10 protein-coding genes are annotated in these 12,648 nt (G+C 70.8%); 1 reads left to right on the forward strand and 9 read right to left on the reverse strand.

Translation table 11 applies throughout. From position 1 onward, the window contains the following. The first annotated feature begins 327 nt into the window (after window positions 1-327). Window positions 328-2,649, forward strand: coding sequence for a beta-L-arabinofuranosidase domain-containing protein (locus AB0H84_RS28375; protein ID WP_357610418.1), 2,322 nt, complete (start codon window positions 328-330; stop codon window positions 2,647-2,649). A 166-nt stretch (window positions 2,650-2,815) separates the two neighbouring features. Here AB0H84_RS28375 and AB0H84_RS28380 read toward each other — a convergent pair whose 3' ends face one another. The 9 genes from AB0H84_RS28380 to AB0H84_RS28420 all read right to left on the reverse strand — a co-directional run bounded on the left by AB0H84_RS28380 (window position 2,816) and on the right by AB0H84_RS28420 (window position 12,632). Continuing rightward, a complete protein-coding gene (locus tag AB0H84_RS28380; RefSeq protein ID WP_357610420.1) occupies window positions 2,816-3,619 on the reverse strand; it encodes an alpha/beta hydrolase in 804 nt (267 codons plus the stop codon). Then, complete coding sequence (locus AB0H84_RS28385) at window positions 3,616-4,059, reverse strand: MarR family transcriptional regulator (protein WP_357610422.1); 444 nt, start codon at window positions 4,057-4,059, stop codon at window positions 3,616-3,618. The genes AB0H84_RS28380 and AB0H84_RS28385 overlap by 4 nt, the downstream gene beginning before the upstream one ends. Before the next feature lie 91 nt (window positions 4,060-4,150). Beyond that, the gene (locus AB0H84_RS28390; RefSeq protein ID WP_357610425.1) at window positions 4,151-5,458 is read right to left on the reverse strand and encodes an MFS transporter; all 1,308 of its coding nucleotides are present in this window, start codon (window positions 5,456-5,458) and stop codon (window positions 4,151-4,153) included. Between the two features lie 10 nt (window positions 5,459-5,468). After that, the gene (locus AB0H84_RS28395; RefSeq protein ID WP_357610428.1) at window positions 5,469-7,325 is read right to left on the reverse strand and encodes an ABC transporter permease subunit; all 1,857 of its coding nucleotides are present in this window, start codon (window positions 7,323-7,325) and stop codon (window positions 5,469-5,471) included. Window positions 7,326-7,341: 16 nt separating this feature from the next. After that, window positions 7,342-8,853, reverse strand: a complete 1,512-nt coding sequence (locus AB0H84_RS28400) for an ABC transporter substrate-binding protein (protein WP_357610431.1) — start codon at window positions 8,851-8,853, stop codon at window positions 7,342-7,344. 96 nt (window positions 8,854-8,949) lie between these two features. Further along, window positions 8,950-9,486, reverse strand: a complete 537-nt coding sequence (locus tag AB0H84_RS28405) for a GNAT family N-acetyltransferase (protein WP_357610434.1) — start codon at window positions 9,484-9,486, stop codon at window positions 8,950-8,952. 329 nt (window positions 9,487-9,815) lie between these two features. Further along, entirely contained in the window at window positions 9,816-11,369 is a 1,554-nt protein-coding gene (locus AB0H84_RS28410; protein ID WP_357610437.1) for a multicopper oxidase family protein, read from the reverse strand. Between the two features lie 11 nt (window positions 11,370-11,380). Next, the gene (locus AB0H84_RS28415; RefSeq protein WP_357610439.1) at window positions 11,381-11,839 is read right to left on the reverse strand and encodes a hypothetical protein; all 459 of its coding nucleotides are present in this window, start codon (window positions 11,837-11,839) and stop codon (window positions 11,381-11,383) included. A gap of 241 nt (window positions 11,840-12,080) precedes the next feature. Beyond that, window positions 12,081-12,632 carry a hypothetical protein gene (locus AB0H84_RS28420; RefSeq protein ID WP_357610442.1) on the reverse strand — a complete coding sequence of 184 codons (552 nt, stop codon included), beginning with the start codon at window positions 12,630-12,632 and terminating at the stop codon, window positions 12,081-12,083. Window positions 12,633-12,648: the final 16 nt, after the last annotated feature.

The following is a 12,648-nucleotide window of genomic DNA, read 5'->3' on the forward strand; positions in this document are numbered from 1 at the left end:
GATGCCGGCTCCATAGAGGCAGATGAGGCTCTGCGTGCGGCGTAAGGGCCCGCGGGAAGGGCGGCTGGGCCTTGACGGATCCGGTCGCCTCGTATTGGCTCTGCGGTACCACCGTCCATGACTCCTTCAAGGAGTGGAGCTTCGGTTCGCCCATACTTTGTTAGCGTTAACAAGTGCACTGAAGTCAACCTGCCGGGCTGGCCTCGCGTTGGGGACTGAGTGATTCTGGCACCCCGGCGAGAGCGCCCGTCATTCTTGCCGGCAGCGACCCGTCCTGGTCTGTTCGCGCCAACAGCAACCGTGTCCTTGAGACGCCCAGGAGGCCATGTGTCGTCCTCATCGTTCAGCCGCCGCCGGTTGCTCCAGGCCGCCGGCATCTCCGTCGCCGCCTCCGCCATCGGGCAGGTCGGCGTCTCCGCGGCCAGGGCCGCGGTCGCCCCGGCTCGACCGGACATCGGTGTATCGGCGTATGCGTTCGAACTCGGTCAGGTGCGGCTGACCGCCAGTCGCTGGCTGGACAACCAGAACCGTACGCTGAACTATCTGCGGTTCGTCGATGTCAATCGGTTGCTGTACAACTTCCGGGCCAACCACCGGTTGTCCACCAACGGTGCCGCCTCCAACGGCGGTTGGGACGCGCGCGACTTCCCGTTCCGCACCCATGTGCAGGGGCACTTCCTCGCGGCATGGGCGCAGGCCTATGCGGTGACAGGGGACACCACCTGCCGGGACAAGGCCAACTCCATGGTGGCGGAGCTGGCCAAGTGCCAAGCCAACAACGGCGCCGCCGGGTTCAACACCGGGTATCTGTCCGGCTTCCCGGAGTCCGACTTCAGCGCTCTCGAGGCAGGCACTTTGTCCAACGGCAACGTGCCGTACTACTGCATCCACAAGACCCTGGCGGGCCTGCTGGAGGTCTGGCGCCATTTGGGCAGTACCCAGGCCCGAGACGTGCTGTTGAGCCTGGCTGGGTGGGTCGACTGGCGCACAGGTCGGCTGAGCGGCCAACAGATGCAGTCCATGTTGCGGACCGAGTTCGGTGGCATGAACGCCGTGCTGACGGACATCTACCAGCAGACCGGCGACGCGCGCTGGCTGACCGCCGCGCAACGGTTCGACCACGCCGCGGTGTTCAACCCGCTCGCGGCCAACCAGGACCAGCTCAACGGACTGCACGCTAACACCCAGGTTCCCAAGTGGATCGGCGCAGCCCGGGAGTACAAGGCCACCGGCACCACACGCTACCGCGACATCGCCACCAACGCCTGGAACATGTGCGTCAACGCGCACACCTACATCATCGGCGGCAACAGCCAGGCCGAGCACTTCCGGCCGCCCAACGCCATCGCCGCCTACCTGAACCAGGACACGTGCGAAAGCTGCAACACCTTCAACATGCTGACGCTCACCCGGGAGCTGTTCTCGCTGGATCCGAACCGGGCCGCGCTGTTCGACTACTACGAGCGGGCGTGGCTGAACCAGATGATCGGCCAGCAGAATCCCGCCGACAGCCACGGGCACGTCACCTACTTCACCCCGCTCAAGCCGGGAGGCCGCCGTGGTGTGGGACCGGCGTGGGGCGGCGGCACCTGGAGCACCGACTATGACAGCTTCTGGTGCTGCCAGGGCACCGGCCTGGAAATGCACACCAGGCTGATGGACTCCATCTACTTCTACAGCGACAGCACGCTGATCGTGAACATGTTCCTGCCGTCGGTGCTGACCTGGTCACAGCGCGGGATCACGGTCACCCAGACCACCTCCTACCCCGTCGGCGACACCACGACTCTGGAGGTCACCGGCGACGTGAGCGGGTCATGGTCGATGCGTATCCGTATCCCCTCCTGGACCAGCGGGGCCACTGTCAGCGTCAACGGCACCGCACAGAACATCGCCACCACGCCCGGCGGCTACGCCATCCTCACCCGCTCCTGGACCTCCGGCGACACCGTCACCGTGCGCCTGCCCATGCAAATCGTCATGCGGGCGGCCAACGACAACGCGAACGTGGTCGCGGCGACCTATGGACCGGTCGTGTTGTCCGGTAACTACGGCAACACCACGCTCAGCTCCCTGCCGTCCCTGAACACCTCCTCGATCAGGCGGACCAGCGGCACCGAGCTTGCCTTCACCGCGACCGCCAACGGATCCACGGTCAACTTAGGCCCGTTCTATGAGGCGCACGGCCACAACTACACGGTCTACTGGAACGCCAGTGGGCAGAGCGTCGCGAGCCACCGCCTCGTGAACGTGGGCAGCGGCCTGGTGCTGGGCATCCAGAACATGTCCACAGCCGACGGCGGCCTCGCGCTGCAGTGGTCGGACTCCGGTACCGCCGACCACAACTGGGAGATGATCGCGGATGGCGACGCAGTACGGTTCCGCAACGTCAACAGCCGTAAGGTGCTCGGCGTGCGCGACATGTCAACCGCGGACGGCGCACAGGTACTCCAATGGTCCGACAACGGCACCGCCGACCACCGCTGGACCCTCGTCGACCTCGGCGACGGCACCTACAAGATTCGCAACGTGAACAGCGGCAAGCTGCTCGCCATCCAGAACAACTCCACGGCTGTCGGCGCATTCGCGGTCCAGGACTCGGACAACGGCACCGCCGACAATCGGTGGCGGCTCGTGCGCAACGGCTAGCTAGGAAGACTTGACCGTGAGAACCCATCGCCCTGCGCTACCGCCTGGCCGGGGAGGTCTCAGCTGCCCCGCTCGTTGGCAGGGGCGACGTACGAGGCCGGCATGCAGGACCCGCGCCGGTGGCGTGACATCCTCGCGGCGATGAGCGATGAGTTGACCTCGGCTATCAGCGGCAGAACGCCAGCACTCGCTTGGCCACGACCCGGGCTGATTTGCCTTCCGGGCCAAAGTGGTTCAACCCCTCCAGGGTTTCGTAGGTGGCGTGGGGCAGGGTGTCGCGCAGAGCGGCGCAGTTGGCCTTGGCGGCGGGGGTGCTGCGGCTGCCGTCAAGGATCAGCACCTGCGCGCTGACGGCGGCGAACTCGGGGAGCCGTCCGTATTGGGCCGCTAACTGCTCGTGTTCGGCCAGGTTGGGCTCGAGCAGGCTCCGCCAGGCCGGCCCCCGGAAAACGACGCGGAGCACCAGGCGCAGATACCAGTCCGGCATCTTGGTCATGAAGGCCGGTGCGCCTCCCGAACCGCGAATGAAATGGATGAACGCGCCATAAGCGTCGCCCGCGGCGAGGCGTTCGCGGTAAGGCGCCATCCAGGCGGTGGGTTCGGGCTGAGCGATGACGCCGGGTTCGTAGACGGCGACGCGATCGAAGAGCTGGAGCACGCGCGCGGTTTCCATGACGACCAGACCGCCGTAGCTGTGACCGACCGCCAGGCGTGCCCCCGTCCGCTTCTGGACGGCAAGGAGGTCTTCCACCTCCTTCTCCAGGCTGTAGTCGGGTCCCTGGGGGCCGCTGGCGCCGCGCCCGCGCCGGTCGACCACGTGCACGGTGAAGGCGCCGGCCAACGCGGTGGCCAGCGGCAGGTAATCCTTGGCGGTGCGATTCGCGCCACCCACGATGAGGAGGTCAGGACCGGATCCCACGCTCTGGTAGCTGATCGGCGTGCCATCGGCGGAGTGGGCGATCGTGCTCATGTGGACACCTCTCGTTCCCTTTCAAGGCGGTCGAACGTCTCAAGCAGCTGGGCGGTGTAACGGACATACTGGTCGTACGGCACGCCGCTTTCGGCCACCACCATGGCCAGCCGGTCTTCGAGGGTCCGCTGTCCCGCGGCGACGAGTCGCGCACCCCGCTCTGTCAGACGCAGCCGGCGGCGGTTGCCCCCGGCCGGGTCGGGCTGCACGTCAAGCAGCCCCTCGCCGGCCAGGACGCCGGTCATGCGGCTCACCGACGGCTCCGTGACGCCGAGGTATTCGGCCAGGACGCGTTGAGTGGCGCCCTCGAGCTCGCCGACCAGGGCGAGGGCGAGGAAGCGGCTGTAGGACACGTTGTGCTCGGCCCGCAGGATCCGGTCAGCCGCCCGATCCAGGCGGGCCGTCAGAACGTGCAGGTAGAAGCTCAGGCTGCGTTCCACATCCAGTAACTTAACATGCTAACTTAGCCAAGACAAGTTACGTCCGCGACCGCATCCTGGAGGGCAACGCGACCACGACACCCCGCCGGCGTCAGCGCGGCGGTGCCGGCTCACCGGGCGCCGCCCCCGCGACCCTGGCCTCTCCCGGACTGCGGGGCAGCAGGGCCACCGCCAGAGCCGGGACGGCGGCGAGGAGCAACCATGGCACGGCGGTAGGGAGGCCCAGGTCGAACAGGAAGCCGGTGGCGGAGCTGCCGATGAGGACGATCAGTCCGGAGACAGAGGACAGCGCGCCGGTGTAGAGGCCGAGCCGTCCGTTCTCGGCGAGATCGGGCACCCAGGCGCGGGCTGCGGGGACGACCAGCATCTGGCCGAGGGTGAGCAGGACGACGTATCCCGCGGCGGGGAGCAGACCGGCGACACCCGTCCAGTCAGCGGGGCGCGCGGCGGCGACGACCGCGAAGCCGGCCGCGACGAGGAGCAGCCCGATGGCCATGGAGCGGCGCAGGTCGAGCCGGTCGCCGATCCCGCGGGTGACGGGGAGCTGGGCGAAGACGACCAGCAGGGAGGAGAGAGCGAACAGCCAGGACAGGGGCGTCTGGGAGCCGGCCGCGCGCTCCACCTCGTCCGGCAGGGAGAGGTAGAGCTGGTTGTAGGCGAGCAGATAGGCGCCGTACGCGCAGCACAGGGCGAGGAAGCGGCGGTTACGCAGCATCGCGCGTACCCCGCCTCGCTCCCGGGTCGGCGTACGGCCGGGGATGTGCTGGGGCATCAGCCACGCGTGCCCGGCCAGGACGAACACGAAGACGGTGGCCCCGGCAAGGCAGGCGATGCGGAAGTCCACGGCGAGCAGCAGGCCACCGAGCAGCGGGCCGACGAAGGCACCCGCCTGGCCGGCCACGGTGAACAGCGCCAGCACCCTCGTGCGGGGGCCGTGCCCCTCCTGCTCCGTGATCATCGCCTGCCGGGCCACCTCGGATTCGACGGCGGGGGAGAACAGGGCGGCGGCGAAGCCGATCGACAGCACCGCCCCGATCACGGCCCAGGTCGTCTCGGCGTACCCCAGCCAGGCGAACCCGGCGATCCGCAGGGTGCAGCCGGTCAGGACGATCGGGCGTACGCCGTAGCGGTCCACGAGCCACCCGCCGACGACGAACAGTCCCTGTTGGCTGAAGGTGCGCAAACCCAGGACGAAGCCCACCATCCAGCCGGCCATGCCGATCGCGGTGCCGAGGTGTTGGGCCAGGAACGGCAGTACGGCGTAGAAGCCGATGTTGAAGGCGAACTGGGTGAGGATTAGCAGGCGCAGGAGCGGTGACAGCTTCGTCCAGGTCCGCCGGCGTGCGGGCTTCGGGATCCGGGTGGCTCGGGCGAGGGTGCGGGAGATCAAGTACGTCATGGGGGGCCGCTCAAGGAGTGTGCGTGGGTGGTGTGAGTAGGGGTGTTTGGGGTGGCTCCGGCACGAGTTGCGCCGGCTGGGCCGGCTGGCCTGAGCGCGGCTTCAGCCGGGGCCGGCGTACGCCGCCCGCCGCCGTCACCGCCAGCGCGCCGAGCAGGGCGAGGACGGCGGCCGGGGTGAGGACGGCCCAGGGGGCGCGTTCTGCGTAGGGCTGGTTCTCGGCGAGCAGCAGGCCCCACTCCGGGGACGGCGGCTGGGAGCCGAGGCCGAGGAAGCCGAGGGCGGCCAGGCTCAGGGCGATGCCGGGCAGCCGTAGCAGGGCATGGCGGATCACGGGTGGCAGGACGGCTGGGAGCAGCTCTCGGGTGAGCAGGTACCAGGGTCCGGCGCCGAGCGCTCGGGTGGCGGTCAGGTGGGTGGTGGCGCGCTCCTGCTCCAGGAGGGCCGAGGTGTGGGTCGCCAGCGGTGCCCAGGCGACGGCGGCGACCGCGAGTGCGGGTGTCCACGGGCCGCCGCCCGCGATCCCAGTGACAAGGAGGCCGGCCAGGACGGCGGGTACGGCGTTGACGGTGTCGGCCATCGGTCTGGACAGCCGGGGCAGCAGACCCAGGAGCGCGCCGGTGACGAGGGCGGCGGCGCTCACCGCCAGGGCGATGGCGAGGGTGTTCAGGGCGCCGTGGCCGATGCGGGCCAGGACGTCGCGGCCGAGGGCGTCGGTGCCGAACGGGTGCATCCAGGACGGGGCTTGGAGACGGGCGGCGGTGTCCAGGGCGAGCGGGTCGCGCTGAAGGCCGAGGCCGATGACGGCGGCGAGCAGCGCCCCGTACAGCAGTGGCAACGTCCGCGGCGCGGGCGGGGTGGGCCGGTGCAGGCTGTGCAGGGCGCCGTCGCGCAGCGCCGGTCCGATGAGCAGCCTGGCCGCGAGCCGGGCCAGCACCCCGGCGGTCGCCGCGAGCACGATCAGGGCGAGCGTGCCGGTCTGGAGGACGGGAAGGTCCTGGGCGAGCGCGGCGCGCAGGGTGAGCCGGCCGAGGCCGTGGATGTCGAAGATCTGCTCGACGGCCACGGCGCCGCCGCTCAGGCCGACCGCGAACAGCCCCAGGTTGGGCAGCAGCGCGGGCACGCAGCGCCGCAGCGCCTGCCGGGCCACCGACGTGGGCGGGATGCCGCGGGCGGCGGCTGCCAGGGCCCACGGCTCGACGAACGCGCCGGGCAGCAGGTCGTCCAGCATGCGACCGAGTACTGCTCCGGCCGGCAGGCCGAGGGCGAGCGAGGGCAGCACCATCCACTGCGGGCCGTACCAGCCGAGGGCGGGCAGCAAGCCGAGCTGCACGCCGATCACCGAGGCCAGAACGGAGGCGATGAGGAACTCCGGCAGCGCCGCCAGTACCGCTGTCGCCGTGCCGCCGGCCGCGCGTCCGCCGAGCCGGCGCCGCGAGCCGGACCACAGCGTGCGGATGCACACCGCCGCGGCCGTGCACACGGCAACCGTGAGGGACCCGGCCATCAGCATGAGGGACACGCCGAGGGCCTGGGCGGCGGAGGGCAGCACGTCGGTGCCGGAGACCCAGGACCGGCCGGCGTCCGCGCGCAGCAGCCCGCCGAGCCAGTGGACGAGCAGCCACAGCGGGCCGTCGTCCAGGCCGAGTTCGTCCCGTACGGCCCGCAAGGCCTCCGGGGTGGGATCGCCTTCCGCGGACCGCGCCTTGAGGACGGTCAGCGCCGGATCGGTGCGCGACAGCCACGGCAGCAGTCCGATTACGCACACCAGGGCGGCGGTGAGCGCTCCCCGCCACGCCAGCGTGAGCCCGCCGCCCCGCACGAAGGCGCGCAGCGCGGCGGGTATGACGGTGTTATCGCCTTTCACACGGCCGGACATCTGTTCAGCGCCGGGTTCCCGTGCCCACGACGAGACGCTCGTACGGGTCCATGAGCGTCCCCTTGACCGGCCTGGCGATGCCCATGGCGATCTTCATGTGCACCAGCGGGACCACCGCGCCCGTGGCCAGGACGGCGGCTTCGGCCGCCATGGCGGCGTCCTGGCGCTGGACGGCGTCGGTGACGGATGCGGCTTTGGCGACGGCCTGGTCGACCTTCTTGTCGCACAGCTGGGACTGGTTGTTGCTGCCCTCGCAGGTGTAGTCGCTGGCGAGGACGGAGACGGGGTCCCCGGTGTCCGACAAGACGTTGCGGGCGTAGACGACGGCGTCGAACTTCCCCGCCAGCGCGTCGCCTTCGAACCGCGCCACGTCACGTACGTCGAGCTTCACCTTGAACCCGGCCTTCTGCAGCTGCTGCTGCAGCACCTGGGCGACCTCGGGCAGCTCGGGCCGGTTGCTGTAGGTGGCGATCGTGATGGAGGCGCCGTTCGGATGTGTGGCCCTCGCCCGTCCCTTCGGCTCGATCCGCTTGCCCGCGGCCCAGGTCAGCGCGGGGCCGTAGATGCCCTGGCCGGGCTTGGCGTAGCCCTCGTACACGGTGTTGGCGAGGACGGAGGTGTCGATGGCCTCCCGGGCGGCGGCCCGCAGCGCCGGGTCGGCGAACGGGCCGGACTCCGTGTTCAGGTGCAGGACGACGTTGCGCGCGGTCGGCTTCTCATGGACCGTCGCCTTGTCCAGGGCGGCGAGCTGGGCGACGGGCAGGGACTCGGCGATGTCGGCCTGGCCGGTGCGCAGCGCGTTGGCGCGGGCGGTGCCGTCGGCTATGAACGTCGCGTCGATGCCGGGGGCCTGGGCGCGTCCGCCCCAATAGCCGTCGAAGCGGTCCAGGGAGGCCGCCGTGTCGCCGGTGATCTGCTTCAGTTGGAACGGCCCCGTGGCGGTGCCGACAGGGTTCACGGTGCCCTTGTTCGTGTACGCCTTCGGGGAGAACACCGCCAGGCGTGGACTGGACAGCCGCAGCGGCAGCACGGGGTCGGGGGTTTCGGTACTGACGCGCACCTGGTTGTCGCCCACGGCCTTGGCGGTCAGCTTCACCCCGGACAAGGCGACCAGCTCCGGCTCGGCCTGCGCGGCACGGGTGAGGGCGGACGCGACGGCGTCCGGGGTGACCTCACTGCCGTCCTGGAACTTCGCGTCCCGCAGCGTGAACAGCCAGCTGTGGCCGCCGTTCTCGGTGCTCCAGGACTCCGCGAGCGCCGGGATCGCGGTGCCGTTGGCATCCAGCTGGGTCAGGCCTTCCGAGACACCGAGCCGGGACAGTTGGTAGGCGTCATCCCCATACGGCGAGAAGTTCTCCGTGGGGGGGAAGGCGAGCGCCACCCGAAGCCGTCCGCCCTCTGAGGAGCCGGACGAGCCTGCGGGGGACGCGCCTCCGCCGGCAGGGGAGGCGAAACAGCCGGACAGGAAGGGGGTGAGGAGGAGGCCGGCTATCAGCCGACGGCGGGGGAGTCTCATGGTGCGCGTTGTCGTCTTTCTCGTCTTTCCGGTGTCCCGGCCATGGGGCACCTCTCGAAGAGTAACTGATTATGGTTTTCATTTTAAATTGGGGTGTCACCTCATCGGGATCTCGAAGTGGACGATCCCGCTCCCGCCGCCGGACACCTCATCGCGCTCGTCGCAGACAACCGTGCCCAGCGACCGCCACAGGTCCATCGCGCCCGGCGAATGCGGATACGTATGCAGATAGACCGACCGGTAGCCGCCGTCGGCCTTGGCGAACGCCACCAACTCGGCGACCAGCCGCCGGGCCAGCCCGCGCCGCCGGTGCTCGGGCCGCACGTACACCCGCCGCAGCTGCGCGGTCTCGCCCGACGGGTAACGCCCCGCCAGCCAGCGGGGGGACGGCGGGTGTGTGGGCCCGCGCGCGTCCAGTGCGGCCGTGGCGGCCACCGCCCCGTCCCGTTCGTCGACAGCCACCAGCAGCGTGTGCCGGGGCGGGGCGAGGTAGAAGCGCTCGGGATCGATGATGTCGCCGTGCCAGCGCGGTACGTATCCGGTGCCGAAGTCCCGATGGACGGTGTCGAGCATCACGGCCCGCGCCTCCTCGAGGTGGTCCCTGCTCGCCGTTTTGATGCCATAACTATGCATCTGCGAATTATATGCAACAGTGCATGGGCCATCGAGGTGGCTCTGGAGTGGACCCTGACCAAGGTGGCGGGCGCCCGGGGGGCGTGGGCGGGCTGCGGGCCCACATCGACCGGGGCATGGAGACCGCGCGCGTACCAGATGCGGAGGCCCTGACGGTCGGGCTGTGCGGGCGCGCGATGCTCGCGCACATCGCCGGGCGAGCTCGCCCTCCTCCTGGGCCGCCGGGACGAGGCCGCCGAGCACTTCCGGCACGCCGTGGAGGTCGCCCGCCGCTGGGGGGCGCCGCTCTGGGAGCGCGACGCGCTCCGCGCCGCCGCCCCGTAGCGGCTCTACTCCGGCTCGTTCTCCGCCGAGCCGCCCACGGTGAAGCGGGTGGTGACCCCCTCGTACACCAGGTGGGTGACGAGCCCCTGGGAGGCGTGGGGCAGGTTGTGGCAGTGGTCCATCCACACACCGGGGTTGTCGGCGACGAACGCGATCTCGTACGACTCGCCGGCCGCGACCTCGAGGGAGTCCACCCACCAGGGGCTGCCGGTGGCGGGCACGCCGTCGCGGCTGAGGACCACCGCGTGATGGCCGTGCAGGTGCATGGGATGGGGCTCACCGCTGTGGTTGGCGATGCGCATCCGCACCACGTCGCCCTCGGTCACGTGGAACATGGGCACGTCGGGGTAGAGGTGGCCGTTGATCGTCCACCACAGCCCCGGGACCCCGTCGAGGAAGCCGGGACGGCGCCCCATGTCGTACTCGAACCGCCGGTCGGGTCTGCCGGGGTCGAAGGCCGGCCGCGCCGGGGTGCCGTACGTGAGCGGGTCGAGCGTCGCCGCCGGCCGGGACACCGGGGGAGCGTCGTACGACGCCGAGCCGAGCACGACGCCGGTGGGGCCGCCCAGGTGGATCCGGACGGGGGAGCCGTTCTCGGGCATGGTCACCTCGATGTCGGCGCGTCCTCCGGCGGCGACCGCGAGGGCCTTGCCCGTGACCGGCGCGGGCCCGTTGACCTCCGTGCCGTCGACGGCCACCAGCCGGTACGGGGCGCCGCTGACCCAGGCCGGCATGACGCCGTACTCGGTGTTGACGACCCGCACCCGCGCCCGCGCGCCCGGCTTCGCCTCGACGCGGACGTCGCCCTCGAGCCCGTTGACGGTGCGGACCCCGTTGTACAGGTGCACCAGCGCCACGGCGTCGGTGACCTCGCCCTTGCCCGGTCCCGGCTCGACCACCAGCGCCCCGAGCAGCCCCCCTCGGACCTGCTCGTGCGACATCTGGTGAGAGTGGTACCAGAAGGTGCCCGCGCGATCGGCGACGAACCGGTAGGTGAACTCCTTGCCGATGCCGACCGCGTCCTGCGTGACGCCGGCGACCCCGTCCTCGGCGTTGGGCACGTCCACGCCGTGCCAGTGCAGCGTGATGCCGCCCGGCACCGACTCGTTGATCAGCCGCACCTGGACCAGCTGTCCCTTGGCCGCCTTGATGACGGGGCCGGGGGACTGGCCGTTGAGCGTGAAGCCGTCGAACGCGCGGCCGGAGGGCAGCCGGAAGGGCTGCTTGCGGGCGACCATGGTCACCGAGACGTCGGCCGGGCGGCCGGCGTCGGCGATCAGCTCCGTCACGTCGCGCCCGGCCCCCGGCCCGTGGGCCCCGGCATGAGCCCCGGCGTGGGCCGACGCATGGGCCGAGGCTCCTCCCGCCGCGTGCGTCTCGTGCCCGGAGGGGCCGTGCGGGCCGCCTCCGTAGTCGGCGTACCCCATGTCCATGACCGAGTACGCCTCCGGCATCAGGCTGTCCTGCCAGAGCCAGGCCAGCGGCCCGAGGACGGCCACCGTCGCGACCCCCGCGACGATGCGACGGACACGGCCGCCGCCCGGGGACTGTCGAACCATCGGACGCGCCGTCAGCCCTGAGCCGCGGGCTGAACGGCGACCGGCCCGCTCACGGCCGCGCCACGGCGCGCCGCGTAGATCGCCGAGCCGAACAGCAGCAGCGCGTTGATGCCGTGCACGGCGCCCACCAGCGGGATGTCGTGGCCGAAGAGACCGAACGTGACCTGCAGGACGACGAGCGCGAGCACCAGGCCGGCCGCCTTCACGGCTCCGGGGACCTTCGCCCAGAACGAGGTGATCAGCAGGAGCAGCGCGAGAGGCGGGATGACGAACATCCCGTTCATGCCGTGGATGACGACCCCCATGAACTCGGGGAACGGCGCCTGCCCGCTCTCGACGAGCGACTTGTCGACGACGCCGCCCTCCCCGACCCACTTGCCGAGCCCGGCGTCGAACCAGACCACCATCGACGCCTGTACGGCCACCTCGATCGCGATCAGATAGGCCAGGACCTTGTAGACCTGTCTCATTGAGCCCCTCCCCTTGCGAGACCGGCCGTCGAGGGCCGGTGTCCTCACGGTAGGGAGCGCGAGTTGCAGGGGAATGGTGGACGACTTGGCGCGCACTTGGCGGCAGTCCGTACCGACCACCACCGCCCGCCCCGAGCATCCGGCGGCCGCGCCGATCCACACCATGACGGACGCCGCAGGCCGCGCGATCTTCATGAAGGCTCAGTATGACCGAGCGGCTCACCCCATCCGAAGCGTCCGGCTAGGCCACCACCGCGCCGGAGCCGGGCAGACCCGCCTGGTCGGGTACGACGCGAGGCAGCCCGCGTAGCCATCCCTCCAGGTCGGTGGGCCACCACCGGCCCGCCGTCAGCCGGCCCAGCTCCTCGGCGACGGCCGCCGCCGAGGCGGGCACCGGCACGACCCGTACCGGCGCGGCTCCGCCCAGCACCCCGAGCCACCAGTGCCGCCACGTCTCCGTCATCCCGTCGGCGTCCAGCACCAGGTAGTAGTCGGGCAGCACCAGCCGGTCGGCGCGCAACTCGCCCAGCGCGGCCTCGACGGCCACCTCCAGGGCGCCGGCCACCCCGGTGCCGTCGAAGAACTCCGTCCAGGCCGCGGCGACGTCGGCGAGCGGATCGGCGTCGTGCACGACGTACGTCGCCGCCGACCGCCCGGCGATCTCCATCACCTCGGCAGGCCGGCGATCGCCCCGCGGGATCGCCCGTACGTTGTGCAGCCTGTCGAGCCCGGCGACCACGTCCGCGGCCCCGTCCCCCGCCACCACGACCACCGTACTGCTCAACCGCCGCATATCGGGCATTGTATCG

This window comes from Nonomuraea sp. NPDC050786 (genome assembly GCF_040654115.1).
Classification (GTDB): domain Bacteria; phylum Actinomycetota; class Actinomycetes; order Streptosporangiales; family Streptosporangiaceae; genus Nonomuraea.

Excerpts from the sequence above, each read along its gene's own strand:
- AB0H84_RS28400 (WP_357610431.1), bottom strand. The coding sequence starts at position 8,853 with ATGAGACTCCCCCGCCGTCGGCTGATAGCCGGCCTCCTCCTCACCCCC.
- AB0H84_RS28405 (WP_357610434.1), bottom strand. The coding sequence starts at position 9,486 with ATGCATAGTTATGGCATCAAAACGGCGAGCAGGGACCACCTCGAGGAG.
- AB0H84_RS28415 (WP_357610439.1), bottom strand. The coding sequence starts at position 11,839 with ATGAGACAGGTCTACAAGGTCCTGGCCTATCTGATCGCGATCGAGGTG.
- AB0H84_RS28380 (WP_357610420.1), bottom strand. The coding sequence starts at position 3,619 with ATGAGCACGATCGCCCACTCCGCCGATGGCACGCCGATCAGCTACCAG.
- AB0H84_RS28390 (WP_357610425.1), bottom strand. The coding sequence starts at position 5,458 with ATGACGTACTTGATCTCCCGCACCCTCGCCCGAGCCACCCGGATCCCG.
- AB0H84_RS28410 (WP_357610437.1), bottom strand. The coding sequence starts at position 11,369 with ATGGTTCGACAGTCCCCGGGCGGCGGCCGTGTCCGTCGCATCGTCGCG.
- AB0H84_RS28420 (WP_357610442.1), bottom strand. The coding sequence starts at position 12,632 with ATGCGGCGGTTGAGCAGTACGGTGGTCGTGGTGGCGGGGGACGGGGCC.